Consider the following 24522-nt stretch of genomic DNA (forward strand, 5'->3'; position numbering starts at 1 on the left):
AGGACATCGAGTTCGGCACTTTGAGTCAAGTACGGCACTCCCACCACCCGAACTCGACTCAAAGTGCCGACCTCACCGGTGCCCGGGGGCGGGTGGGGCTGACCCCGAACGGGTGGGGCCACCAGGGGTGGGGGCAGGAGCCGCTGCCGGAGAGCCGGCAGGAGCCGCGACCGAGGGGCTCGGCCGCGGAGGCGTGTCAGTCGCCGAGCGCCAGGCGCACGCCGAGGCCGATCATGACGACGGCGATGACCGAGTCGAGGATGCGCCACGAGCGAGGGCGGGCGAAGAACGGCCGGAGGTAGCGGGCGCCGAGTCCGAGCGCCAAGAACCACACGATGCTCCCGACCACCGCCCCGACGGCCCACCACCACCGCTGGGCGCCCGGGTTCTGGTTGGCGACCGACCCGAGGAACACCACCGTGTCGAGATAGACGTGCGGGTTGAGCCACGTGAGCGCCACAGCGGTCCCGACCGTGGACCGCAGGCTCGTCGACGGTGGTGCGTCGGTCGGAGAGAGCGCTCCGGGGTGGAACGCACGCCGGGCGGCGAGCAGGCCGTAGACGACGAGGAAGCCCGCACCGAGGACCCGCACGACGACGAGCGCACCGGGCGCGGCGTCGACCACCGCACCGATGCCGAGCACCCCCGCAAGGATGAGGACGACGTCCGACCCTGCACAGACGCTCACCACCGCGAGGATCGTCCGGCGCTCGCCCAGGATGCCGAGCCGCAAGACGAAGGCGTTCTGCGCACCGATCGCCACGATGAGCGCCAGCCCGGTCCCGAGCCCGAAGAGCGCCGGCAGCAGCGTCGTGGAGAAGGTCATGCGGCCGAGAGCAGTGACCTGGCCGTTGGCCAAGGATGTGCATCCACTCGCGGTCACTCTTCCTGGGGAGAGCGCGACCGCTGACGCCAGGCGTGCCACGCGCCCGTCGACCAGAGCGCCCACGCGACGAGCAGCGGCTGGAAGAGCAGCCGGACGCTCCGGGCGAGGTCGGAGTCGAGCCCGAAGGCGTCGGTGCGCGTGACGAGCTGCGAGATGTTGCCCGGGAAGACGATGACGAAGAACGCGGCAACCACCCAGCCGACACGGACGCGATGCGTGCGGCCGAACAGGAGGGCCGCGCCGAGGCTCAGCTCGACGGCGCCAGAGACATAGACGACCGAGTCGCGCGCCGGGAACCACGGCGGCACCTGAGCGAGGAACTCGTCCGTGTTCTGCAGGTGCCCCACCCCGGCCGCGAGCAGCACGGCTGCGAGGCCCCAACGCCCGACCGTTCGTGCGGCGGGGTGCGGTGCGGGCGTCGCCACGAGGCTCGGTTCGACAGTCATCGCAAAAAACCTAGCACCGCGCGAAGGATCCGCACCCGCTCAGGTGCGGACCTCGTCCGAGCTGTCGGTCGCAGCAGCCGCGCGCGCAGATCCTTCCCGGCCGAGCTGGCTGTTGCGGTACGAGAACCCGAAGTAGACGGCCGTCCCGATGACGAGCCAGGCGCCGAACCGCAACCACGTCAGGGTGGTGAGGTTCGACATGAGCCAGAGGCACGCGACGCCCGAGACGATCGGCAGCGCGGGCGACCACGGGACGCGGAAGCCACGCTCGAGGTCGGGACGTGAGCGGCGCAGGAGCGGGATGCCGAAGCTCACGAGCACGAACGCGGAGAGCGTCCCGATGTTGATCATCTCCTCGAGCAGCTCGACCTCGGAGAACCCGGCGATCGCGGCGACGACGACTCCCGCGCCGACCTGCAGGCGCACCGGCGTGTGGAAGCGGCCCGACGTGCGAGACAGCGCCCGCGGCAGCAGCCCGTCGCGGCTCATCGAGAAGACGATCCGGGTGAGCCCGAGGAGGAGCACCATGATGACCGACGTGAGGCCGAGCAGGATCCCGATCGAGATGACCTTGCCCGCCCAGTCCGCACCGACGAGGACGAACGCTGTCGTGAGCGACGGGCTGTCGCTCGCGGCGAGCTCGGTGTACGAGACCATGCCGGTGACGACGACGGTGACCAGGATGTAGAGGACGGTGACGACGGCGAGCCCACCGAGGATCCCGCGCGGGAGCGCTCGCTGCGGGTCTTTGGTCTCCTCCGCGGTGGTGGCGACGACGTCGAAGCCGATGAACGCGAAGAAGACGAGCGCAGCACCGGAGAGCAGGCCGACGGCTCCGTACGTGGTGGGCTCGAGCCCGAAGAGGAAGGCGAAGAGCGGCTGGTGGAGGGCGGACACCGACTCGGCGGGCTCCGCCGGCGGGATGAACGGCGAGTAGTTCTCCGCCTTGACGTAGAAGAACCCGACGACGATGACGAAGAGGGTGATGCCGACCTTGAGGATCGTCAGGACCCCGTTGACCCGGGTGCTGAGCTTCGTGCCGATGACGAGGAGCACCGTGAACACGGCGACGATCGCGACGGGTCCCCAGTCGAGGTCGACGGGCCCGAGGTCCACCGTGGTCGGGACGTCGATCCCGAAGAGCCCGAACGCGTCGGACAGGTAGATGCCCCAGAACTTCGCGATGACGGCTGCGGCGAGGAGCATCTCGAGGATGAGGTCCCAGCCGATGATCCACGCGACGAACTCCCCCATCGTCACGTAGGAGAACGTGTAGGCGGAGCCGGCGATCGGCAGGGTCGACGCGAACTCGGCGTAGCACATGATGGCCAGCCCGCACACGACGGAAGCGATGAGGAACGAGATGATCACGCCTGGTCCTGCATAGTTCGCGGCGGCGGTCGCCCCCACGGAGAAGATCCCGGCACCGACCGCGACGGCCACCCCCAGGACGGCTAGGTCCCACGCCGTGAGGTCTCGCTTGAGCGAACGGTCCGGGTCGTCCGTCGTCGCCAACGCCTGCTCGGCGCTCTTGCGCCTGAAGATGTTCTTGCCGCTAGCCATCGTCGTCTCCCCTGGTCTCGCGCCCGTTCAGGTCTGAGCCTGCTCCTTCGCCAGGGACACCGCGAGCCTGGTACCGCGATGCGGGACGACGGCGCCGGCGTCTCCCACCTCGTCGGGCGTCTCGCTAGGCCGTCGACCAGCGAATCTCCAGCACCTGAACTAGCGTCGGAAGCATGAACGCACCACGCAGAGAAGAGACAGGAACGACGTCCGCGAAGCTCTTGTACCGGCCTGTCGGGCTCGTCAGCTCGCTCATCGGCGGGCTCGTCGCCGGACAGATCTTCAAGCAGGTCTACAAGCGTGTCGCCCCTGGCGACCGCAAGGACGCGCCCGGCCCCTTGCAGTCTGAGTACGGCCTGGGCGAGGTGCTCGTCGCCGCGCTCATCCAGGGTGCCATCTACGCATCCGTCAAGGCGCTCATCGACCGAGGTGGCGCACGCGCCTTCCAGCGCGTGACGGGCGACTGGCCTGGTAGCTGAGCCTGGTCGTCCGCCTGCTCGAGCAGGCCGTCCTCGCGGACGTGCCTGCTCGAGCGGGTCACTGCTCGAGCGGGTCGGTCAGGGCTCAGGACGTGTCACGGCGTCGGTGTCCCGCCGTTGACGTTGAGGGTCTCGCCGCTCACGTAGCTCGACTCCTGAGACGCGAGGAACACATAGGCCGGCGCGAGCTCGGCCGGCTGGCCGGCGCGACCGTACGGGGTCTGCTCCCCGAAGGTCGGCAGCTTCGCGGGCGGCTGACCGCCCGAGGCCTGCAACGGCGTCCAGATCGGTCCCGGGGCGACGACGTTGACCCGGATCCCCTGGGGTGCGAGCTGCTGGGCTAGCGCCTTGGAGAGCGTGTTGATCGCCGCCTTGGTCGTCGCGTAGTCGACGAGGTTCGGTGAGGGCTTGTAGGCCTGGATCGAGCTCGTGTTGATGATGCTCGCCCCGGCCGGCAGGTGCGGGAGCGCCTCCTGGATGATCCAGAACAGCGCGTGCACGTTCGTCTTGAACGTCAGGTCGAACGACTCCGACGTGAGGTCGGCGAGCTCGTCGACGAACTTCTGCCGGCCTGCGATGTTCGCGAGGATGTCGAGCCCGCCGAGCTCGTCGACAGCACGGCGCACGAGCTCGCGTGCGAAGGACTCGTCGGCGATGTCGCCCGGGACGAGGACGCACGTGCGGCCCGTCGCGCGGACGAGAGCAGCGACGTCGTCGGCGTCGCTCTGCTCCTCCGGGAGGTAGCTGAGCACCACGTCGGCGCCCTCGCGGGCGTAGGCGATCGCGACAGCGCGCCCGATCCCGGAGTCTCCCCCGGTGATGAGAGCCTTGCGCCCCTCGAGACGGCCGGACCCGCGATAGCTGTCCTGGCCGTGGTCCGCCGTCGGGACGAGCTCGGAGTCGAGGCCCGTGCCGGACAGGCTCTGCTCCGGCGGCTCAGGCATCTGGTACTGCGTGATCGGGTTGGTGAGCGTGTGCTGGTCAGTCATCTGTGCTCCCTCTCTCAGACACGAGCCCTCACCGGGTGGGTGAGGGCTCGTTCTTTATCGTCTGGCGACGACGAGGAGGTCGCAACCGCTACGCGGCCAGGCCGACCGCCATCGTGAGGAGCGCCACGGCCGGAACCGACAGCTGGACGAGCGCCGCACGGGCCTTGCTCGGCGAGGAGACGAGGAGCACGATGCCTGCGAGCACCATCGACCCCGCACCGGCGAAGACGAGCGCTGTCCCCGCCGCAGTCTGGTCGGCGGCGACGAGGACGACGCCGACCACCGTGACGATCGCGAGGAAGAGGTTGTAGAAGCCCTGGTTGAAGGCGAGCTCTCGCGTCGCGACCGCCTCCTCGGCCGTGGTCCCGAACGTCGCACGTCCTCGAGGAGCCGTCCACAAGACGGACTCGAGCACGAAGATGTAGACGTGGACGGCGGCAGCGAGCGCTGCCAGCACGAGACTCAGGGCGATCATGGGGACTCCTCAGGGGTGGGGGCGGGGAGAGCAGAGGTGGGGGCGGGGAGAGCAGGTGTGGCGCGCAGGTCGTCGACCGCGTCGTGGAGCAGCTCGGCCGCGGCCGCCGGGTTGGTACGGGCTATCGAGAGTGCGGAGATCGTCAGCCCGGCGGTCACCCGGGCGCGTCGGGCTGCGTCCGGGATCTCTGCGGCGAGGGCCGTGGTGAACGCCGCGACGAGGTCGTCGCGGTACGTCTCGACGACGCGAGCGAGGTCGTCGTCTCGGGCGGCGAGGCTCGTCGACGCGTTGACGAGCAGGCAGCCGAGGCGCGACCACCGAGCCGTGTCGTCTCTGAGGACGGCTGCCAGCTGCTCGAGGTAGTCGACGACCTCCCCCAGCCCGGCCCCTGGCGCGCGGACGATCTCGCTCCGAGGGCCGACGACGACGTCGAGGTAGTTGCGCACCGCGTGGTCGAAGAGGCCTCGCTTGCTGCCGAACGCGTGATAGAGGCTCGACCGGTTGATGCCCGTCGCCCGTTCGAGGTCGGTGATCGAGGTCGCGTCGTACCCGTGCTCCCAGAAGAGGTCGCGCGCTGCGGCGACGGCGCTCGCCGTGTCGAATGCCTGTGGCCGACCCATGGTGTCCTCGTCCCTGTCTGCTCGTCCTCGTACCGTCTGTGGTTGCATCGTTCGCGTTCGTGGTCCACAGTAGTTGTGAACCGTTCAGTTCACAACCTCGATCGAAGGAGTCCCCGTGCCCATCAGCACCCAGGTCCAGCTCGTCTCCCGCCCGACCGGTTGGCCCACGGACGAGAACTTCCGCACCGTCCAGGTCGACCTCCCCGACCTCGCTGACGGTGAGGTTCGCGTCCGCAACGAGTTCATGTCCGTCGACCCGTACATGCGCGGCCGGATGAACGAGGGCCGCTCCTACACGCCGCCGTTCCCCCTCGGCGAGACCATGACCGGCGCCGCGGTGGGCCGCGTCGTCGAGAGCCGCTCCGACACGCTCGCCGAAGGCGACCTCGTCCTGCACCAGTACGGATGGCGCGACATCGCCCAGGCCGAGGCAGCCCAGTTCCGCCCCGTGCAGCCCCTCGAGGGCATCTCCCCGTCCGCGTACCTCGGCACCCTCGGCATGACGGGCCTCACCGCCTACGCCGGTCTCCTCAAGGTCGCCAAGATGCAGCCGGGCGAGACCGTGTTCGTCTCCGGTGCCGCAGGCGCCGTCGGCACCGCCGTCGGCCAGATCGCACACCTCAAGGGTGCAGGCCGCGTCATCGGCAGCGCCGGGACCGACGAGAAGGTCGCCCTCCTCACGGAGCGGTACGGCTACGACGCCGCGTTCAACTACAAGAAGGGGCCTGTCCTCGAGCAGCTGCGCGCGGCAGCACCGGACGGCATCGACGTCTTCTTCGACAACGTCGGCGGCGACCACCTCGAGGCAGCCCTGGACTCGTTCAACGACGGCGGCCGCGCAGCGCTCTGCGGTGCGATCTCCCAGTACAACTCGACCGAGGCGACGCCCGGCCCGCGCAACATGACGAACCTCGTCACGCGCCGCCTCACCCTCGAAGGCTTCATCGTCGGGTTCCACGCCCAGCACATGCCCGAGTTCATCAGCGAGATGGGCCCGTGGCTCACGTCGGGCGACGTCGTGTCCGACGAGACCGTCGTCGACGGCCTGGAGAACTCTGTCGAGGCGTTCCTCGGCCTCATGCGCGGCGAGAACACCGGCAAGATGGTCGTCCGCATCGGCGCCGCCGGCTGACCGGAACGGCTCCCCGACCCGCACGAGGACGGGCCGACCCGCACAGCGGGTCGGCCCGTCCTGCGCTCAGCCTGCGGCCTTGTACGCCAGCCCGGCCTCGGTCGGCGTGGTGGCGTCCCGGTAGAGGCCGAACTCGACGCTGTCCCCCACGGCGGGCAGACCGAACCAGGCATAGCGCTCGACGAAGGCGCGCGACTCCATGCCCGTCGTCGAGCCCTCGATGAAGGCGGCAGCCTGGGCCCCGGTCGGGTACTTCGGGCTGCCGGAGAAGTTCATCAGGCCGTACTCGGTGATCCAGACGGGCAGCCCATAGCGCTCGTGCACGGCGTCGACGTAGCTGAGGAAGTGGCCGACCGATGCATCGCTGAAGTCCGAGCCGTACCAGTGCAAGGTGATGAAGTCGACGCGCAGGTTGCGCTCGGCGGCGCCGGTCATGAAGGTGTCCAGCCATCCGCCGGGAGTGTCGCCGCCGTAGGCGACGGCCGGGCTGCCGAGGCGCATCCCCGTGCTCTCGAGCTGCGGCCACAGATCGAGCGCCTCCTCGACGCCCATGTTCGCCTGACCGCCCATGTCCGGCTCGTTGAAGCCGAGCAGAACCGTTCCCTCGCTCGCCACCTGGGCGAGCGTCGCGGCATCGACGTCGTCCCTCCCCCAGATCATGGGGACGAACTCGACGTCCGCCGGGCCAGGCATCGTCGCGTTCGACGGTGACCAGTTGTAGTACCAGCCGGCACCGACGTCACCGAGCGCGCCCTCGATGCCGTCGAACTGCCAGGTGGCGACCCCCTTCTTCACCGAGAGCGTGGCGGGCAGGACGGCTGCCGCGGTCGGGCTCGTGGTCGTCGTCGGAGCCGGTGCCGGTGCCGGTGCCGGTGCCGGGGTGGGTGATGCTGTCGGTTCTGGCGCGGCTGGCTGGGAAGACGGGCTCGGTGTCGGATCGTCCGTCGTCGGGGTCGGAGCAGGCTGAGGCTTTCGGGACGCTTCAGAGAGGGAGGGCGTGGACACGGTGGTCGACCGCGCAGCAGTCGGGACGATGACCGGGGCGCTCGCCTCCTGATCGTTCTGATAGCCCACCGCGACCGCCCCGCCGCCCAGCACCATCCCGGTGACGAGCAGCGTGGTGAGCACCCGGCGGCCGGTCGTGATCCCTGCGACGAACGACCTGCCGGTGATCACCGCGCCGGGTGCTGGGTGCGCCGTCCCGGTGCTCGCTGCCGTCCCGGTCTGCGCCGCTGCGACGGGGTCACCGCCGAGGTGAGCCAGCCCTGCGCTCACGGTCAGGCTCGGGGGCACGAGCGCCATGCCGCCGAGCAGCCGCTCGGCGGAGACGAGGCCCGACCAGGCGGGCGTGCACCGCTCGCACTCGCGCGTGTGCCGGGCGATGCGCTTGCGCCACAGCGGGCTCGGGCTCCCGTCCCAGTGCGTCGTCGCGAGGATGAGATCAGGGCAACGAGGGCTGGTCGCCAGTGCGCGCACGACCACCCGGGATGTCTCCAGCTGCTCTTTCATCCGCTGGATACGGACGGCGGTGTGCTGGCGGTTGACTGCTGTCGTGGCGACGATCTCGTCACGGGTCAGGTGACCCGAGGCCTCCAGCCACCAGAGCGCGAGCAGCTCGCGGGCCTCCTCGTCGAGCCAGCGGGTGGCCTCGGCAGTCTCTCGGCGCTGGCCCGACAGCTCCAGCCGGACGATCGCCAGGTCAGTGAAGTCTGACCCTGCCTGACGGACGTCGTCCGGCACCACCGCGCGCGGCGCGTCCCGGCGGGCTCGGTACCGCTCCCGCACCTGGCGCACGGTGATCGCGACCAACCAGGAGCGGAAGGACTCAGGTTCCTGCAGGTCGCCCAGGTTACGGACCACCCGCATCATCGTCTCCTGCACGACGTCGTCCACGTCGGCGTGCCCGTCCAGGGCCCGTCCGACGATCGTGTAGACGAGCGGCAGGTACTCGGTGACCAGTCGGTCGACGGCCTGTGGGTCGCCGGCGCGGGCAGCCACCACCGTGGCGGTATCAGGGTGGTTCACCATGAACGTGTGGACCTCTCCATCGGGTTTCGGACAGTCAGCTACGGCTGCCCAGCGGGCAGCCACATGACAGGAGACGGGCGCGGAACCCTCCGATAACGAAAACTTGCCTCACGTCTGCTGCCCCCGCGGCTCTGGCCCGTCGGCATCTGCATCGGCATCGTCGGCCGTGCGGTCGACGAGGCTCAGCTGCAGCAGCGTCGTACCCAACCATCGGTCGTGCTTGCGCCCGACGTCCTCGAGGCGCCCGACCGTGCGGAATCCGAGGCGGGTGTGGAGGGCGAGCGACGCGGTGGTCTCCGCGTCGGCGATGACGGAGACGACCTCGCGCGCCCCCGCTGCCCGCGCGAGGTCGAGGACCTCCGCGAGGAGCCGGGTACCCACGCCGCGGCCGGTCGCCGCAGCATCGAGATAGATGGTGTCCTCGACCGTGTACCGGTAGGCCGGTCGGACCCGCCACGGACCCACGTAGGCGAAGCCCACGACACCGCCGACCTCGCCAGGCGACGGGTCGGTGATCTCGGCCACGAGGAACGGCCACCCTGCCGCGACGATCGACACGACCTTCTCCGCCCACAGCGCCTCGCCGGGCGGCACGGTCTCGAACGTCGCGGTCGTCGTCCGCACGTGGTGGTCGTAGATGCGTGCCATCGCCGGGACGTCGTCGGACATCGCGGCACGGAGTACGACTGTCATGCTCGGACGATAGTCGGACTCCGCCGTGGCGCGCGCGGGCCGGGGTGAAGATCTCTCCCGCGCACCCATCCGGACCGCAGCCCGCTCCGAACCTCCCGTGACAGACGCACACCACGCGCCACGACGGAGGACCGCACCATGAAGACGTCAGACCCGCCGAGCCGCTCGGCTCGTCGCCCCTCGTTCCGCACGGCAGAATGGCCCGATGACCTCGACCGGACCACGTGCTCCTAGCGCGCCGACGGACCGCGACGAGCGGGCCCGACGGCTCGCCGGTCTCGTGAGCCAGGTCGCCACCGGCGACCGCGCAGCCTTTGAATCCCTCTACGACGAGACGTCACCGCTGGTGCACGGCACCGCGCTCCGGGTCCTGCGGGACCCAGACCTCGCTGCCGAGCTCACGCAGGACGTCATGGTCGAGGTGTGGCGCACCGCGCCCCGCTTCGACGCAGGACGCGGGAGCGTCGCCGCCTGGATCGCGACGATGGCTCACCGCCGGGCTGTCGACCGCGTGCGGTCGGTGCAGTCGCAACGAACCCGGGACGACCTCGTGGGAGTCCGGGACTACAGCAGGCCGTACGACGATGTCGCCGAGACGGTCGAGCACAACGAAGAGCGCGACCGGGTGACCGACTGCCTGGGATCGCTCACCGATCTCCAGCGGGAGGCAGTCATGAGCGCGTACTACGGAGGACTCACCTATCGTGAGGTCGCTGACAGCGCTGGCGTGGCCCTCCCGACCGTGAAGTCCCGCATCCGTGACGGGCTCAACCGGCTCCGCGACTGCTTGGGGGTGGACCTGTGAACAACGACGACCTGCACGACGACGTCCGCGACCTTCTCGCGCCGTGGGCCCTCGATGCGGTCGACGACGTCGAGCGCGCCACCGTCGAGCGCGCCCTGCGGGACGATCCGGCCCTCGCGGCGGAGGCGCGGTCCCTCCGGGAGACGACAGCTTTGCTCGCTGCCTCGGGCTCCGTCGCGGCACCCGACCGGCTCCGCACGTCCGTGCTCGACCGGATCGCCACCACGCCGCAGATGGGTGGGGCGGCACAGATCGGTGGGGTGACGCAGATCGGTGGGGTGACGCAGATCGGTGCTCGAGGCAGGTCTGGCACCGCGCGGGCGTCCCGCCCGCGTCCGGCCGCTCGGTGGCTGGCCGTCGCTGCCGCGTTCCTCGTGTCTGTCGCGGTGCCGACCGGGATCGCCGTCCAGCAGGCACAGCGTGCGGACCGGGTCCAGCTGCAGGCCGACGCTGTCGCGGACGTCCTCGCTCAGCCCGACGCACAGATCGTCCAGGCCGACGTGTCCGGTGGCGGGCGCGCGGTGGCTGTCGTCGCTGCCGACGCTGCCGTGTTCACGGCTGCGGACCTGCCCGACCTCGACGACGGGGACTACCAGCTCTGGGTCGTCGCGGACGGCGCACCGGTCTCGGCCGGGGTCCTGGCGCTCACCGAGGGGACGGCTGTGGCCCGCGTGGCGTCGATGCCCCAGGGGTCGGTGCTCGCGCTGACGGTCGAGCCTGTCGGAGGCTCTGAGCAGCCGACGACGGACCCGGTCGTCGTCCTCGCCGCCGGCTGAGCGCGCCGCACGGTCACGGACGACGCGCGGGCGGGATCGTGAATCCCGCCCGCGCTCGGCTCGTCGAGAGGCTCAGACCTTCCGACGCGCGTGGACGACCGTGTCGTTGATCGCGTGCTCCGCGCCCTCGTGGACGACGGTCCTCCCTGGAGAGGTGTTCGCGAGGACGTCCCAGGCGTCGGGGTCGAGCGACGCGACGATGTCCGCTCCTGCCCAGAAGGAGTCCGCGTCGAAGTGGCCGCGCACCGGGGTCTCGCGGTCGGAGAGGTTGTGCCCGACGACGAGCAGGCTCCCGCCCGGCGCCACCGAGGCGGCGAGCCGTGCAAAGAGCGGGATCCGGAGCGCGCTGGGCAGGTGCATGAACTGGGCTGAGACGAGGTCGTAGATCCCCTCGCCCGGCTCCCAGTCCGTGACGTCGGCCTGTTCCCAGCTGATCCGTGCTGCGACGTCGTCGCCGGCCTGCGCGGCGTGCTCGGCGCTCCGTGCGAGCGCGACCTGGGAGTGGTCGACCGCGGTGACCTCCCAGCCTGCGGCGGCGAGCCAGATCGCGTCGGCGCCCTCACCGCTGCCGACGTCGAGCGCCTTTCCGGGCGTGAGGTCGATCGCTCCGCTCACGAGGTGTGGGTTGGGCTTGCCGCTCCAGATCGCGGCGGACGAGCTGTAGCGCTCGTCCCAGAATGCTGCATCGTGCACCTGGCTCACAGTCCGTGCCTCCTGTTCCCGAGCACACGCTCGGAGTTGCGCGCTTCTGCCGCGGCCGAGAACGGTTCTCGGCGATCTGCGACGGCATGCTCAGTGTCCTCTGCGACGAGGTCTGCGTTGATCGAGGCTCCCGCGACGAGACCTCCGGCTGCTGCGACGACGACCTGCGCAGCGAGATCCGTGACGTTGCCGGCGACCCACACGCCAGGCACCTCGGTGGTCCCGGCTGCACCGGCCTGGATGTGCTCGCCTATCCCGGAGGGGTGCGGGACGGGAACGATGCCGAGCTGCGCGAGGAGCGTCGAGCGCGCACGCAGGAGCGGGGCCACGACGACGGCTCGGACGGGGATCACCGTGCCCGAGGCAAGCCGCACGCCGGCGATGTGGTCCTCGGTCACGTCGAGGCCTGCGACCTGTCCGTCGACGACCGCGATCCCGCGTGCAGCGAGCTGCTCCCACTGGTCGTCCGAGGGCTCGAAGGCGTCGTCGAGGAACAGGGTGAGATCGGCGGTCCACTGCCGGAAGAGCAGGACCTGGTGCATGGCCACCGGGCTCGAGGCGATGATCCCGACAGGTTGGTCACGGACTTCCCACCCGTGGCAGTAGGGGCAGTGCAGGACGTCGCGCCCCCACCTCTCGGCGACCCCGGGGACGGCGGGGAGCTCGTCGACGAGGCCTGTCGTGACGAGCAGCCTGCGCGCGCCGACCGTGCGGCCGTCCGCAAGAGCGACGACGAAGCGGCTGCCGGACCTGTATGCACCGACGACCTCTCCGTCGACGACGGTGCCACCGTAGGACTCCACCTCGGCGCGGCCGATCGCCAGGAGCTCGCCCGGTGGTGTCCCGTCGCGGGACAGGAAGCCGTGGACGCCTGCCGCTGGGGCGTTGCGCGGTGCTCCGGTGTCGACGACGAGCACGGAGCGACGCGCACTGGCGAGGACGAGCGCACCGTTGAGCCCGGCTGCTCCGCCGCCGACGACGAGGACGTCGACGGTGCTCGGAAGACCGGTGCGGTGCGGGACTGCAGTAGTGCTGTGGGTCATGGGACCACCTCCATGACGACCTTGCACCAGACTTCGCCAAAGCAGCAAGAATATTTGCCAGAACAGCAATTCTGGGTGCATGCTCGAGTGATGGAAGACCTCGATGACGTCATCACGGCCGTCGGCCCCCGTCTGCGCGCCCTGCGGGCCCAGCGTGAGGTCACCCTCGCCGAGCTCTCGGCGACGACAGGAATCTCGGTGAGCACCCTCTCGCGTCTGGAGTCCGGCCAGCGACGACCGAACCTCGAGCTGTTGCTGCCCCTCGCCCGGGCGTACGAGGTACCGCTCGACGAGCTCGTCGGCGCCCCGCACACGGGCGACCCGCGGGTCCACATGCGTCCGGTGTCGACGGCTCACGGCGCGACGATCATCCCGCTCACGCGTCGCGCCGGCGGCGTCCAGGCGTACAAGCACATCATCCCCGGCACCCCGCCCGACGCCGTGCCGACGCCGAAGACGCACGAGGGCTACGAGTGGGTCTACGTGCTCGACGGGCGACTCAGGCTCGTCCTCGGCGACCAAGACCTCATCCTGGTCCCTGGCGAGGCGGCCGAGTTCGACACCCGAGCCCCGCACTGGTTCGGCAGCGCCGACTCCCAGCCGGTCGAGATGCTCAGCCTCTTCGGCCGCCAGGGCGAGCGAGCCCACGTCCGCGCTCGCTCGGTGCCGCAGGGCTCATGACATAGCAGACGTCAGGGCGTGCGGTGGCGCAGCCACCATGCCGTGACATATGAGACGACGGCTGCGCCGAGAAAGACACCGACCGCGAGGAACAGCGCCCCCGCACCCCAGAGTCCGGACGAGTCCTGCGGTGCGGACGTGATGACGAACCCGGCGGTGAGACCGGCTGCGGTCGCGAGAGCGACGAGCGCGGTGCCGAGGCGCAGGGCTGTTCCGACGACGACGAGCGAGACGATCGTCAGCACAGCACCGAGCCCTTGCCACGTCTCGTAGGGGCCGGACGTGTTTCCGGATGCGTCGACCTGGTACGTGGTGTCCCACCCGAACCACCCGAACCAGGTCGCGGCTGAGAGGAGCGCGAGCAGCAGGAGGCGCCCTCTGTGCCGACGGGCTGGTCGTGGGGCGTCGTCGCGATCAATGGTCATGGCGGCACTCTAGGTGTTGTGGGTCATGACGTTGGTGACATGCCGGGGAGTGTGGGCGTGAGGAAGGGGTAGGTCCCGGTCTTGCAGGATGGAAGTACTCCTACATCCGCCTGCTTGAAGGACCTACCCCTCATGACCCACGCTAATGCCCCGTTGACCCCAGCCGGAAGACTGCGCCTGGTGCAGCGCTGCGAGTACCGTCCGATCGCTCACGTCGCGGCCGAGGCGGGCGTCGCCCGCCAGACGGTGACGAAGTGGTTGCGCCGCTACGAAGCCGTCGGGGAGGTCGGTCTGGTCGACCGGTCCAGCGCCCCGCACTCGTCCCCGACCCAGACCCCGCCCGAGGTGGTCGTACGGATCGAGGAACTGCGCCGCACCCACAAGTGGACGGCCCGACAGATTCATCTCGAGCTGGTCCGTGAGGGTCATCAGATCGCGCCCGTGACCGTCGCCCGCTGGTTGCGCCGGTTGGGGATCTCCCGGCGCCGGGACATCGACCCCACCGGCGCGAGCAACCGAGTCATCAAGAAGATCGTGGCCAGGTATCCCGGCCACATGGTCCACCTGGACGTCAAGAAGGTCGGGCGGATCCCCGACGGTGGCGGCTGGCGGGCTCACGGCCGCGGATCCGAGGCAGCCAAGGCCGTTGACCGGGCCAAGACCAGGGGCGCCAGAGCCGGATACGTCTACCTGCACTCGGCCGTCGACGGGTTCTCCCGCCTGGCCTACACCGAGGCCCTGCCCGACGAGAAAGCAGTCACCACGATCGCGTTCTGGGCCCGCGCGAGGGCGTTCTTCACCGCCCACGGAATCACCCGGTTCACCCGCGTCGTGACCGACAACGGGTCGAACTACCGCGCCCGCGACTTCCACCGCACCATCGCGGGCACCGCCGCCCGCCACCAGCGCATCCGCCCCCACACGCCCAAGCACAACGGCAAGGTCGAACGTTACAACCGCACGCTCGCCGAAGAGCTCCTCTACGCCACCGAATGGACCTCAGAGACACAGCGGGCCAACGCGATCACCGTCTGGAACATCCACTACAACTACCATCGACCCCATACTGCAATCGGTGACCGACCCCCAGCCTCACGCATGCCAGCACGTGTCACCAACGTCATGACACAGAACATCTAGGTGAGCCGTCGCAGGTGATCGGGGAGGACAGGCCGACGAGCACGCGCGAGACCCTCGACCACCAGGAGGTAGGAGTCGACGACGAGCTCGTGGACGAGGTCCGGCGTGAGGCCTGGCCCGGCGGCGACCGAGATCCAGTGCTTCTTGTTCACGTGATACCCCGGGGTGATCGAGGGGAGCTCGCGTCGCAGCTCGTGAGAGTCGTCTGGGTCGCACTTCAGGGTGATGATCGGCTCGCCGGTGGCTTCGGTCGCCATGAGGAAGACGCGGCCGACCACCTTGAAGACGTCGTGCTCGGGACCGAACGGAAACTCGTGCGCGACGTCGGGCAGCTCCCGGGCTGTGGCCATCGCAGCCGCTTGGATCTCCGGCCCGTCCATGCGGTCTCCTCGAGTCACGGCGTGGGTTTCCATCCGAGGGCGAGCACGATGTCGCGCCCGAGTGCCGTCGTGCGGTCGAGGTCTGGTCGGCGCTCGAACCCGGCGGCGAGCGCTGTGCGTTGGGAACCGACGTTGTCTGGTGTGGTCCGGGCGACGAGCGGGTGGTCGCTGAGGTACTCGTGCCAGAGCGCGACGCTCGCGCGTGCGGCCTCGCTCGCGAGCCCGCACCCCCAGACTGCGGGGGTCAGCCGGTAGTAGAGGTTGACGACGTTGCGACCGGCCCATCGTGACCAGCGGAGCCCGGCGAAGCCGATCGGTTCACCGGGTCCGTTGTTCTCGGGCCGCTGTGGATCACGGAGCCGGACGCTCCAGTACCCGAAGCCGAACTCGTCCCAGTGCGCGGTGAACCACGAGAGACGATCGGCTGCTTGGTGCCGGGTCCGGATCGGGACGGTCGGGTTGTGCTTGTTGGTCTCCGGGTCGGAGTGGATCTGCCAGATCGCATCGATGTCGTGCGCCTGCGGACGCGAGAGCACGAGCCGGTCGGTGACGGGCTCGGTGGCGGACTGCGGGACGGTGGTCAAGACGGGGAGCACGGGTACACGGTAGCGAGGGGGAACGACACTGCTGCGATGCACAGTGCATGAGCCTCGATCGTGACCTCGGAGGAATAGGCTCCCTCTGAGTCAAGTCAACGACAGTTCGCGCCGATGACGTGCCGAGTGCCGACGACGACGGCACGCACCCTTGAGGAGAACTGTGGATACCGCCGCCCATACGCCGCTCGTCTTGTTCAACCACCCGCAGCGTCTTGTCGTCCCACTCTTTCAACGCGCCTACGTGTGGGACCTGGCCGAGCAGTGGATTCCTCTCTGGCGAGACATCACGACGATCGCTGACCGATTTGTCAATGGTCAGATGCGGTCGAAACCACATTTCCTCGGTGCCGTCGTGCTCCAACAACAGCTGAGCACCGTAGGGTCGATGAGCACGTGGACCATCATCGACGGGCAGCAACGTATGACCACCCTGCAGCTTCTGTTCGACGCAGTGGCGTCTGCACTCACCGAGGCTGGATTCGAGCTGCTGCGCCAACGTCTCGAGCTCCTCACCACCAATCCGGTTGCGTTCTGCACCGAACCTGACGACCGCTTCAAGGTGTGGCCCACAAACCGTGACCGTGCAGCGTTCCGGGAAGTTCTCTCGGCCGAAGTGCCTGTTGAGCACAGCACCCTCGCGTTGAAGGACTCGCAGATCGTCAAGGCGCACGCATTCTTCGTCAGTCAGGCAGGAGACTGGCTGACCGACGAAGGAGACGCTCGCTTGCGAGCGGAGGCATTGGTCAACGCGCTGACTGACGGACTCCAGCTCGTTGTCATCACTCTCGGACACGAGGAAGACTCCCAGGAGATCTTTGAAACCCTCAACGCCCGTGGCACACCTCTCACGGCGGCCGACCTCATCAAGAACTTCGTGTTCCAGAAGCTGAGCCAGGAAGGTGCCGACACGGAGCTGGCGTATCGATCGGACTGGCAGTTCTTCGAAAGCGACTTCTGGGAGACGTCGGTCAGCGTCGGTCGCGTCTCTATGGCCCGGAGCTCGCTGTTCCTCAACCAATGGCTCATCGCTCAGACCGCAGAAGAGATCAGTCCCCGCGCGACCTTCGCTCGGTTCAAACGATTCGTCGAGCACGAGAACCGCGAGAAGATGTCGGAGCTCCTCCCACGGATCAAACGACAGGCGCAGATGTATCGCGGCTGGGTCGAACGTGCGAGTCAGGCCGATGCACACCTGAGCACGGTGGAGCTAGCGGTCTACCGGACGCAAGCAATCGGCAGCGAGCTCATCAAGCCTTTGCTCATCAGCCTGCACGATGATCACGTGAACGTGCCCGAGTCGGCACGGCATCGCGCGATCGCAGCAGTCGAGAGCTGGCTGGTGCGCCGGTCGTTGCTGCGTCTGACATCGTCAGACCTTGGCCGGATCGTCGCGGAGCTCGTCCGCATCGTCCAGACGGTCGACGCGCCAGACGTAGGCCAGAGCGTCGAGGCACTTCTTGCGCGACTCGACAGCGCCAGCACCTACTGGCCCGGTGACGCGGAGATTCGTGAGGACCTGAAGGCGCTTCCGGCATACAGCCGTTTCAAGCGCGCCAAGCTGCGCATGATCTTGCAGGCCGTGGAGGACCATGGACGGGGGTTCACACGCGACGGCGGTGTGAAGACGGGGAGCCGTGCGCTGCGTGGCGACAACCTGCACATCGAGCACCTGCTCCCCCAGTCCTGGCGTGCGTCCTGGCCGATCGCTGATGCGGAAGAAGGAATCCACCGCGAATCACGGGTCAACCGACTCGGAAACCTCACGCTGCTCACCGGTGCGCTCAACACCTCGATCTCGAACGGGCCATGGTTGGGCGAGAAGGGCAAGCTCGCGCAGCTCGCAGCGCACGATGTGCTTCTTATGAACCAATGGGTCAGGCACAACGGCTCCGCAGGCTGGGACGAGGGGCTCATCGACCGACGCACGTTGCTCGTGATCGACGCGCTCCTCGACACGTGGGTGGTGCCCGCGGGTCATACCGGAGAAATTCGTGTGCGAAAGCCAGACTCGGAGTCGGTTGTGGAGATCGAGGACCTTGTCAAGGCCGGGTTGCTGAGCGTTGGAGATTCGCTCACACCGCGAAGCGGGAGCAGTTCTGGTGAGCTGGGCTTTGTCGGAGAGAGCGGAACGATCCGAGTCGGCGATGATTCCTTCGAGTCCCCGTCGGCTGCTGCCAAGCGGGTTCGGGGCGGCTCGACGAACGGCTGGAAGTTCTGGTCTCTAGCCGACGGCAGGCGACTAGGGGATGTTCGCGAGCAGTACCGAAGTGCTCTGGTGATGGCGCCCGCACCAGCGACCCCACCGGTGTAGGTCACGTCACGACGTCGCTATCCACTGACGGTGCCCTTCGTCCGCAGCGACGTTCGGCTGAACATAGGCCGGGACGTCGGCGTTCTTCAGTCGGTGGACCGCCGCGGGCCCGCTCAGCTCGGCGCGGGCCGCAGGATTCTCCCGATAGAAGCAGAGGATCTGGTGGGTCAGGACCGGGTCGATGCCTAGGTGCAGTCTCCGGATCAGCCATCCAGAAGGTACGACCGGGCCGTCTCCACCGGCTGCCCCGTTCGCGTACACCCGGATATGGATGCCCTCGTACCGCTCCTCGTGCAGCAACCCGACTGCTTCCACCTCCGCGATCTGGTCCCAGCGCGCGACGTGGCGTCCACCGGTCCCGTAGAGCACGACCCCGTCAGCGTTGATGAGCACCCCCCTCTTGCGCCAGCCCGTGAGAAGCAGCGAGCCTGCCCACCAGAGAGCGCCTGCCGCGACGCACACTCCGGCCGGAGCTGCCATGTCCTGGCGGTAGCCCCCGACAGACGACAGCGGGATCACGGTGATCATGACGGCCGCGCCGACGAGCCCGGCGAGCACTCCGATCCAGGACAGCAGCGTCGTCCCGCGCGCGTACGGAAGCAGCAGCCCTCGGTTATGTGGGCGCAACGTCCCGGTCCGTACCCCGTACGTCGACCGGACACGACGGCGGACCCGGGCGCGATAGAGCGGCACGAGAAAGAGCAGCACGAGGACCCCGATCACTCCGACCGCGCGCGCTCCGGGGTCAGGGTCATTTTCAGCAATCGCTCTCAGGCCTGCCCACACGCACAGCGAGCCATAGGCCGCCACACCGACCATGGAGAGAACTGCAGGAGTCCTCGACACCTGGGTGAAGCGCTCTGGCCACGGCAGGTGCCGGAACTTTCCTCGTGGGCCGACTCTCGGGATCCGCGCCTCGGCGGCTGCTTGCTCTGCCCTGCTCTCGTGCGCGGAGTCGCCGTACCTCGCTTCACGCCTCTTCTCAGCCCTGCCCTTGATCATGAGGTCACCAGTCCCCACGCGGACGACGTACCGTCAGCGATCCACGATCCGGTGGCCTTCGCGCTGTCGGCCACCCACTCGAAGCCGTCGTCGATCGAGGCTCTGACGTCTTCAGACACCGTTTTCTCCCAGAACCATTCCGCCGTCCAGCCGAGTGCGATCGCCGTCCCGGTCGCCGCGATGGCCACGAGGACGACCGGGCCCGATGCGAACACGACGGTGACGGCGATGCCTGTCCCCGTCGCGACGACGGCCCCGACCAGTGCAGTGCTCACAGACTTGCCTTCGTGCACGTCCCAACCGACGCCTGCGAGGGTCACTGCGGTCCCGACGATCGGGAGGCGTCCGGCCCAGAGTCGCCCGGTCCGAGAGTGCGGGGACTGCTTGAGATCCTCCGTCAGGACGCGAAGCTCGCTCGCCTTGCTCGCGCGCAGGTTCTCCTGAAAAGCCCGTTCCTGCACGGTTCTAGCGTTGACGTATCTCGATTCCAGCACCTTGACGTCGTTGGTGAGCACTGTTCCGCGGTCCTTGAGTGTCGATACACGCACGCCGTAGGCGATGCCGCGGAACGTGCCGACGAACGTTCCCGAGACGAGTCCCCACCGCACCGCCGTCGCGTCAGGGATCGTCTTGATCGCGGCGATCGCGTCCGCGCGGAACGCCGCGACGGTGACTGCGTCGTCCTCGGCTTTCACGTACGCCGCGACCTTCATCTCGTGGGCCACGAGGTCGACGGTCGGGCGGTCGAACGGCGTCGCTGCTCGTGACGACGTGGCACCGACAAGCACGGGTCCGCGCGGGGCCACGGGAGCCGGGCCTGGCGCATGGATCTGCTCCGCGACGACGACGAGCCCGGCGAGCGTCGCCGCGGTTCGCACGGCCGCCATGGTCGCCTGGGCGGTCTCGAGCGCTGTCGCGTAGGTGTCGAGCCCTGTCGCAGCGGTCTGGGCGTCGGCGTCGAGGTCGCTGCCGTGGGTGGCGAGCGTCGTCATGACGTTCTGGAAGCCCCAGCTCGCGTTGCCGTCCCAGTCCGCACCCGCCGTCGTGCGAGCAGACGTGATGTTGTCGGTGTAGCCAGAGACCGCGAGCGCGAAGGTCGTGCGCAGCCATGTCGCGACGGCGCGGACGGCGGCGGGGTCCCCGGGAACCGCGGTGTCGATGGGCATCAGTGCGCCGTCACGAGGAGAGCGTCGGCTGAGCACTGGTCGGCACTGGCATAGGTGGTGCTCGACGTGGTGAGGCGGGCTGCTGCCTCGAGCGCGTCCGTGGACAGCACCGATGCGGCGGTGACGAGGTGGGTCATGAGCTCGGCGACGAGGAGCGAGGCGTCGCCGGCCGACGGGACGGGCGGGACGAGCGGGGCAAGTCCCTCGAGGAGGTCTGAACCGGCAGTGACGGTCGTCGCGAGGCTGCTCAGGGTTCCGTCGGCTGCGGAGAGGCCGCCCGAGCGCATCATGCGGCGGCCGTCCGGCGGAGCTCGGCAGGGAGCGAGACGTCGAGGAGGATCAGGTCGTAGGGCTGCTGCGCGTTGATCTCGTCGAGGGTCTGGGTTGCGAGGAGCGCCCACGGTTGATGGGTGCCGCACCCTGCGTGGAGGCGGTCGAGGGCCGTGTACGCCAGGAGGGCGAGCCGTCCGTCCTCGATGCGGCGGAAGTCGAGGAGCAGGGAGCCGTCCGGGGACGGTCCTGCGCTGGGGACGTAGAGCATGGGCGGCAGCGGGCGGCGGGCGGTGTCGGTCATGGCTCCCCTGTGGTCGATTCGGGCGATACATGCACGTTAGCCCGCTCGCACGGGCTCGATGGAGTTGTCCACAAGGGCGATCGTCGGGCGTTTCGCTGGGCAGATCCGGTCCGCATCTCGCATCATGATGGTGGGGGTAGACATGAAAAACATGAATGCTGCATTACACGTGGTTGTGGACGGAGAGCATGCTCGACAGTCGTTCGGGATGCTCACCGCTCATCTGCTCGCGCCTGAGGCGAACATCGAGCAGCTCAAGGAGTTCGTCGCGCTCCCGGTCGAGGAACGCGTCTGCGTCCTCGCCGCGACCTGGACGATGTGGAACGTGTTCGCTGGGGACGCAGCGGTGCTGGGTGCGTACGGCGGATCTGTCGAGACCGCCTTGCGCGAGACTCGCGCACAGACCGACGGTGACTACCGCGGGGCGTTCCCGTCGGCGGTCATGATCGCGAACAGATTTGACGACGCTCTCTCTCTGCGAGGATTGACCTTCATCGAACCTGAGCTGGTCGACGAGATCGGCGACTGCCCGGCGCACTCGCTCGGCGCCCTCGGATACTTCCTGAGGGCTGCGAGCATCGCGCTGTGCGCGTGCGCCGTGCAGCGAGGCTGCAGCATCTCGGACCTGCTCGCCCTAGTCGGTCAGCGCCTGGCGCTCTCCGCATGAGAGAGGAACTACATGGCCCGCAGAGCCACCGGACGTGTCACCCGATCAGGACCTGACGGCTTCGAGATGACCTTGACCCGGACGTTCACCGCACCGGTCGAGGACGTCTGGGCGAGCCTCACGGAGTCTGACCGAACGGCCGGATGGTTCGGTCCCTGGCGTGGTGACGCCCGTGCTGGGAGCACGGTGCAGGTGCGGATGGGTGCCGACGAGGGCGCCCCGTGGAGCGACATCCGCATCGACGCGTGCCAGCCTCCGCGCCGGCTCCTCGTCGCCCTCATCGACGACTCTGGTGAGTGGAACCTCGAGGTCATGCTCTCTGCAGGCGAGCACGGCGGCACGCTCCTCGAGCTCATCCAGCACCTCGAGGACCCCAACGTCGCGAAGAACAGCGGGCCGGGGTGGGAGTACCACCTGGACATGCTCATCGCGTCGCGCGAGGGCCTGCCGCTCCCGGAGTTCAGCGACTACTACCCGTCGCAGGTCGAGCACTTCGCGTCGCAGGCCCGGTCGGCGCAGCGCGCCTAGCCCGGAGAGACGCGAGGGCTTCAGCACCGAGTCCTGGAACGTTCGTGAGTTCGTCGCTCATACAGGTCATGTCGGCACAGACCGGCTCGACCTTGAGCTCGATCTCGCAGCCCGACGGGCCGCCCGAGCGATGGCTAGGAACGCTCACCTCTGTCGCTGCCGCCTGCCACAGGATCGATCACCGACGAGAAGGTGGAGTAGGCAGATACTGCGCGGGCAGCCCGCACCTGGCGGGCCGCCCGGCCTTCCTGTCGTCGCACCGGGCGACGGGAACGTGCGTCAGACGGCCAGGACCGCGTCGAGCATCGGGTAGTCGGTGTAGCCCTCGGCGCCCGGGCCGTAGATGGTGGCCGGGTTGAGCGGGTTGAGCTCGGCGTCCTCGCGCCAGCGGCGCACGAGGTCGGGGTTGGCGATGACGGGGCGACCGACCGCGACGGCGTCGGCGACGTCGGCCGCGACGATCTCGGCAGCCTCGTCACGCGTCGTGATCGTGCCGAACCCGGAGTTGACGACGAACGGCCCGCCGAAGCGTGCGCGCAGGTCCTGGACGAAGGCTCCAGACGGCTCGACGTGCAGGGCGCTCAGGTAGGCGAGGCCCAGGGGCGCGATCGCGTCTACGAGCGTGCCGTACACGGCTGCGAGGTCGGCCTCGTCGTTCTCGAGGACGCCCTGGATGTTGTGGGCGGGCGAGATGCGCAGGCCCACGCGGTCTGCGCCGATCTCTGCGGCGACCGCTGTCGCGACCTCGATGACGAGGCGTGCCCGGTTCTCCGGCGACCCGCCGTAGACGTCGTCGCGCTGGTTGGACACGGGCGAGAGGAACTCGTGGAGGAGGTAGCCGTTGGCGGAGTGGAGCTCGACGCCGTCGAACCCGGCCTCGATCGCGTTGCGGGACGCGGTGACGAACGTCGTGACGATGTCGTGCACCTCGTCCGTCGTCAGCGCGTGCGGGACGGGGTACGCGACCTTGCCTTGCGGGGTGTGGGTGTCGCCCTCGATCGCGATGGCGCTCGGTCCGACGACGGGCCGTCCGCCGTTGATGTCCGAGTGGCTCACGCGGCCAGAGTGCATGACCTGCGCGACGATCCGTCCGCCCGCTGCGTGCACAGAGTCGGTCACGCGACGCCAGCCAGCGAGCTGCTCGGGGGTGACGAGGCCAGGCTGCCCGGTGTACGCCTGTCCTTCGGGCGACGGGTACGTCCCTTCGCTGACGATGAGGCCGACCGAGGCACGCTGCGTGTAGTACTCGACGACGATGTCTCCCGGCACGCCCTCCAGACTGGAACGCATCCGCGTGAGCGGCGCCATGACGACGCGGTTGCTCAGCTCGAGAGAGCCGAAGGACGTGGGTTCAAAGATGTCGGTCACTGGTGTGGGTCCGTTCGTCGAGGCAAGGCTCCCGAGTGAGGACGGAGCCACTTGCGTCAACCTCCGGCACGGCCGGATATTCCGGTCTGTGATGCACGACACTGACCGTCGGGCGGTACCGTGCCACGTGGTGCGCCCGCACGTCTGCGCTGCGTATGCCCGGTTCTTCAGGTGCGGCACCGTTACCTAGGTGATAGACCAGACCACGTGACCACAGTGCGCAGCACCCCCGTCCGGCGCGGCCGTCCGCGCCGTCGTACCTCCCCACGCCGCAGGTCTGCCGTGCTCGTCGCCGCGCTCACTGCGGCGGGCCTCTCGCTGACGGGGTGCAGCAGCACCGACGACGCCACACCGACCGACGCAGCGTCTGACGCGGCCCTGCGCCCGACCACCGACCCGGCCTCAGAGACCTCCGCAGGAGCCGGCGCGGGTGCTGGTTGCACTGCGACCGAGGTCGGTACACCGGCGGGAGCAGCGACGACCGAGATCGTCGACGTCGACGGCGACGGCGCTCCTGACACCGCGTGGATGACCGGTGGTTCTGGACGCAGCTTCGGTGTGACGACGGCGTCGGGCGCGACCTTCAGTACCCCGATCGTCTCGGCCAGCCCTGTTCCCGCGTCGGCCGTCGTGAACGTCGTCGGCGACGACGCGACCCCCATCGCCCTCGTCGATCTCGGGCGCGAGGCCCAGCTCTTCTCGCTCATCAACTGCGCCGTGACCCAGACCGTCGACGCGAGCGACACCGCGTACGTCTTCGATCGCGGGTTCGCCGACCAGGGAACGGGCGTCGGGTGCACCGAGGTCGTCGGCGTCCTCCAGCTGGCTGGCCTCCGCGCGGTGCAGGAGGGCGGGACCTGGACGGTGACACGCACCCTCGTCGATCTCTCGGACGGGGGACGGGTGGCCGCCGACGGGACGGTCGACGTCGTCGCGGAGGGCGCGGCCGCGGCGGATCCCGTCGTGACGACAGCCCAAGAGGTCTCGTGCGGCGACATCGTCGCGGGCGACGGCGGGCTGGCCGAACCGGAGGCGTGAGCCGTC

General features: G+C 69.0%; 28 protein-coding genes. 10 read left to right on the forward strand and 18 right to left on the reverse strand.

Features of this window, described 5'->3' with window-relative positions:
- Positions 1 to 196 precede the first annotated feature (196 nt).
- The 3 genes from ATL42_RS12390 to ATL42_RS12400 are packed head-to-tail and all read right to left on the reverse strand — an operon-like array spanning position 197 to position 2895.
- Positions 197 to 826, reverse strand: coding sequence for a LysE/ArgO family amino acid transporter (locus tag ATL42_RS12390; protein ID WP_098456548.1), 630 nt, complete (start codon positions 824 to 826; stop codon positions 197 to 199).
- 53 nt (positions 827 to 879) lie between these two features.
- A complete protein-coding gene (locus ATL42_RS12395) occupies positions 880 to 1332 on the reverse strand; it encodes a DoxX family protein (protein ID WP_098455613.1) in 453 nt (150 codons plus the stop codon).
- 39 nt (positions 1333 to 1371) lie between these two features.
- Positions 1372 to 2895 (reverse strand): APC family permease, encoded by a 1524-nt coding sequence (locus ATL42_RS12400; RefSeq protein ID WP_098455614.1) that lies wholly within the window; start codon positions 2893 to 2895, stop codon positions 1372 to 1374.
- Positions 2896 to 3068: 173 nt separating this feature from the next.
- Here ATL42_RS12400 and ATL42_RS12405 point away from each other — a divergent pair, with 173 nt between their 5' ends.
- Positions 3069 to 3374, forward strand: a complete 306-nt coding sequence (locus tag ATL42_RS12405) for a DUF4235 domain-containing protein (RefSeq protein ID WP_098455615.1) — start codon at positions 3069 to 3071, stop codon at positions 3372 to 3374.
- 95 nt (positions 3375 to 3469) lie between these two features.
- Here ATL42_RS12405 and ATL42_RS12410 read toward each other — a convergent pair whose 3' ends face one another.
- From ATL42_RS12410 to ATL42_RS12420, 3 genes are all read right to left on the reverse strand, one after another.
- Entirely contained in the window at positions 3470 to 4363 is an 894-nt protein-coding gene (locus ATL42_RS12410) for an SDR family oxidoreductase (RefSeq protein ID WP_098455616.1), read from the reverse strand.
- 88 nt (positions 4364 to 4451) lie between these two features.
- On the reverse strand, positions 4452 to 4838 hold the full coding sequence (locus ATL42_RS12415) for a DUF1304 domain-containing protein (RefSeq protein ID WP_098455617.1): 387 nt from the start codon (positions 4836 to 4838) through the stop codon (positions 4452 to 4454).
- Positions 4835 to 5458, reverse strand: coding sequence for a TetR/AcrR family transcriptional regulator (locus ATL42_RS12420; RefSeq protein ID WP_169925422.1), 624 nt, complete (start codon positions 5456 to 5458; stop codon positions 4835 to 4837). Before ATL42_RS12420 ends, ATL42_RS12415 begins: the two co-directional genes overlap by 4 nt.
- A 115-nt stretch (positions 5459 to 5573) precedes the next feature.
- On the opposite strand from ATL42_RS12420, the gene ATL42_RS12425 reads away from it, so the two are divergent.
- A complete protein-coding gene (locus tag ATL42_RS12425) occupies positions 5574 to 6590 on the forward strand; it encodes an NADP-dependent oxidoreductase (RefSeq protein ID WP_098455619.1) in 1017 nt (338 codons plus the stop codon).
- A gap of 66 nt (positions 6591 to 6656) precedes the next feature.
- On the opposite strand, the gene ATL42_RS12430 is transcribed toward ATL42_RS12425, so the two are convergent.
- Positions 6657 to 8615, reverse strand: a complete 1959-nt coding sequence (locus ATL42_RS12430) for a sigma-70 family RNA polymerase sigma factor (RefSeq protein WP_211281816.1) — start codon at positions 8613 to 8615, stop codon at positions 6657 to 6659.
- Between the two features lie 111 nt (positions 8616 to 8726).
- Positions 8727 to 9311, reverse strand: coding sequence for a GNAT family N-acetyltransferase (locus ATL42_RS12435; RefSeq protein ID WP_098455621.1), 585 nt, complete (start codon positions 9309 to 9311; stop codon positions 8727 to 8729).
- 205 nt (positions 9312 to 9516) lie between these two features.
- Between ATL42_RS12435 and sigK the strand changes: the two genes are divergently transcribed.
- Both sigK and ATL42_RS12445 read left to right on the forward strand, forming a co-directional pair.
- Complete coding sequence (gene sigK, locus ATL42_RS12440; RefSeq protein ID WP_098455622.1) at positions 9517 to 10116, forward strand: ECF RNA polymerase sigma factor SigK; 600 nt, start codon at positions 9517 to 9519, stop codon at positions 10114 to 10116.
- Positions 10113 to 10892, forward strand: coding sequence for an anti-sigma factor (locus ATL42_RS12445; protein WP_098455623.1), 780 nt, complete (start codon positions 10113 to 10115; stop codon positions 10890 to 10892). The genes sigK and ATL42_RS12445 overlap by 4 nt, the downstream gene beginning before the upstream one ends.
- A 72-nt stretch (positions 10893 to 10964) precedes the next feature.
- On the opposite strand, the gene ATL42_RS12450 is transcribed toward ATL42_RS12445, so the two are convergent.
- Both ATL42_RS12450 and ATL42_RS12455 read right to left on the reverse strand, forming a co-directional pair.
- Positions 10965 to 11594 carry a class I SAM-dependent methyltransferase gene (locus tag ATL42_RS12450; RefSeq protein WP_098455624.1) on the reverse strand — a complete coding sequence of 210 codons (630 nt, stop codon included), beginning with the start codon at positions 11592 to 11594 and terminating at the stop codon, positions 10965 to 10967.
- Positions 11591 to 12637 (reverse strand): NAD(P)/FAD-dependent oxidoreductase, encoded by a 1047-nt coding sequence (locus ATL42_RS12455; RefSeq protein WP_098455625.1) that lies wholly within the window; start codon positions 12635 to 12637, stop codon positions 11591 to 11593. Before ATL42_RS12455 ends, ATL42_RS12450 begins: the two co-directional genes overlap by 4 nt.
- A gap of 90 nt (positions 12638 to 12727) precedes the next feature.
- On the opposite strand from ATL42_RS12455, the gene ATL42_RS12460 reads away from it, so the two are divergent.
- Positions 12728 to 13318 carry a helix-turn-helix domain-containing protein gene (locus ATL42_RS12460; protein ID WP_098455626.1) on the forward strand — a complete coding sequence of 197 codons (591 nt, stop codon included), beginning with the start codon at positions 12728 to 12730 and terminating at the stop codon, positions 13316 to 13318.
- An 11-nt stretch (positions 13319 to 13329) separates the two neighbouring features.
- On the opposite strand, the gene ATL42_RS12465 is transcribed toward ATL42_RS12460, so the two are convergent.
- Positions 13330 to 13743, reverse strand: coding sequence for a hypothetical protein (locus tag ATL42_RS12465; RefSeq protein ID WP_098455627.1), 414 nt, complete (start codon positions 13741 to 13743; stop codon positions 13330 to 13332).
- Between the two features lie 132 nt (positions 13744 to 13875).
- Here ATL42_RS12465 and ATL42_RS12470 point away from each other — a divergent pair, with 132 nt between their 5' ends.
- The gene (locus ATL42_RS12470; protein ID WP_098453606.1) at positions 13876 to 14883 is read left to right on the forward strand and encodes an IS481 family transposase; all 1008 of its coding nucleotides are present in this window, start codon (positions 13876 to 13878) and stop codon (positions 14881 to 14883) included.
- Here ATL42_RS12470 and ATL42_RS12475 read toward each other — a convergent pair.
- Positions 14880 to 15263 (reverse strand): MmcQ/YjbR family DNA-binding protein, encoded by a 384-nt coding sequence (locus ATL42_RS12475; RefSeq protein ID WP_098455628.1) that lies wholly within the window; start codon positions 15261 to 15263, stop codon positions 14880 to 14882. The genes ATL42_RS12470 and ATL42_RS12475 overlap by 4 nt on opposite strands.
- A gap of 14 nt (positions 15264 to 15277) precedes the next feature.
- The gene (locus ATL42_RS12480) at positions 15278 to 15859 is read right to left on the reverse strand and encodes a GNAT family N-acetyltransferase (protein ID WP_169925423.1); all 582 of its coding nucleotides are present in this window, start codon (positions 15857 to 15859) and stop codon (positions 15278 to 15280) included.
- A 163-nt stretch (positions 15860 to 16022) separates the two neighbouring features.
- Between ATL42_RS12480 and ATL42_RS12485 the strand changes: the two genes are divergently transcribed.
- Positions 16023 to 18173: a GmrSD restriction endonuclease domain-containing protein gene (locus ATL42_RS12485; RefSeq protein WP_211281817.1), complete on the forward strand. Its 2151-nt coding sequence runs from the start codon at positions 16023 to 16025 to the stop codon at positions 18171 to 18173.
- A 6-nt stretch (positions 18174 to 18179) separates the two neighbouring features.
- Here ATL42_RS12485 and ATL42_RS12490 read toward each other — a convergent pair whose 3' ends face one another.
- The 4 genes from ATL42_RS12490 to ATL42_RS12505 are packed head-to-tail and all read right to left on the reverse strand — an operon-like array spanning position 18180 to position 20915.
- Positions 18180 to 19193: a hypothetical protein gene (locus ATL42_RS12490; protein ID WP_143556759.1), complete on the reverse strand. Its 1014-nt coding sequence runs from the start codon at positions 19191 to 19193 to the stop codon at positions 18180 to 18182.
- Positions 19172 to 20341, reverse strand: a complete 1170-nt coding sequence (locus ATL42_RS12495; RefSeq protein WP_098455632.1) for a WXG100 family type VII secretion target — start codon at positions 20339 to 20341, stop codon at positions 19172 to 19174. Before ATL42_RS12495 ends, ATL42_RS12490 begins: the two co-directional genes overlap by 22 nt.
- The gene (locus ATL42_RS12500; RefSeq protein WP_098455633.1) at positions 20341 to 20631 is read right to left on the reverse strand and encodes a hypothetical protein; all 291 of its coding nucleotides are present in this window, start codon (positions 20629 to 20631) and stop codon (positions 20341 to 20343) included. The genes ATL42_RS12495 and ATL42_RS12500 overlap by 1 nt, the downstream gene beginning before the upstream one ends.
- On the reverse strand, positions 20628 to 20915 hold the full coding sequence (locus tag ATL42_RS12505; RefSeq protein ID WP_098455634.1) for an SAV_915 family protein: 288 nt from the start codon (positions 20913 to 20915) through the stop codon (positions 20628 to 20630). The genes ATL42_RS12500 and ATL42_RS12505 overlap by 4 nt, the downstream gene beginning before the upstream one ends.
- Positions 20916 to 21123: 208 nt before the next feature.
- Here ATL42_RS12505 and ATL42_RS12510 point away from each other — a divergent pair, with 208 nt between their 5' ends.
- Positions 21124 to 21582 (forward strand): hypothetical protein, encoded by a 459-nt coding sequence (locus tag ATL42_RS12510; protein WP_098455635.1) that lies wholly within the window; start codon positions 21124 to 21126, stop codon positions 21580 to 21582.
- A gap of 12 nt (positions 21583 to 21594) precedes the next feature.
- Positions 21595 to 22110: an SRPBCC family protein gene (locus tag ATL42_RS12515; protein WP_098455636.1), complete on the forward strand. Its 516-nt coding sequence runs from the start codon at positions 21595 to 21597 to the stop codon at positions 22108 to 22110.
- 279 nt (positions 22111 to 22389) lie between these two features.
- On the opposite strand, the gene ATL42_RS12520 is transcribed toward ATL42_RS12515, so the two are convergent.
- Positions 22390 to 23478 (reverse strand): alkene reductase, encoded by a 1089-nt coding sequence (locus ATL42_RS12520; RefSeq protein ID WP_098455637.1) that lies wholly within the window; start codon positions 23476 to 23478, stop codon positions 22390 to 22392.
- A 207-nt stretch (positions 23479 to 23685) separates the two neighbouring features.
- Between ATL42_RS12520 and ATL42_RS12525 the strand changes: the two genes are divergently transcribed.
- Positions 23686 to 24516: a hypothetical protein gene (locus ATL42_RS12525; protein WP_143556760.1), complete on the forward strand. Its 831-nt coding sequence runs from the start codon at positions 23686 to 23688 to the stop codon at positions 24514 to 24516.
- Positions 24517 to 24522: the final 6 nt, after the last annotated feature.

It is taken from the genome of Sanguibacter antarcticus, assembly GCF_002564005.1.
GTDB classification, from domain to species: Bacteria; Actinomycetota; Actinomycetes; order Actinomycetales; family Cellulomonadaceae; genus Sanguibacter; species Sanguibacter antarcticus.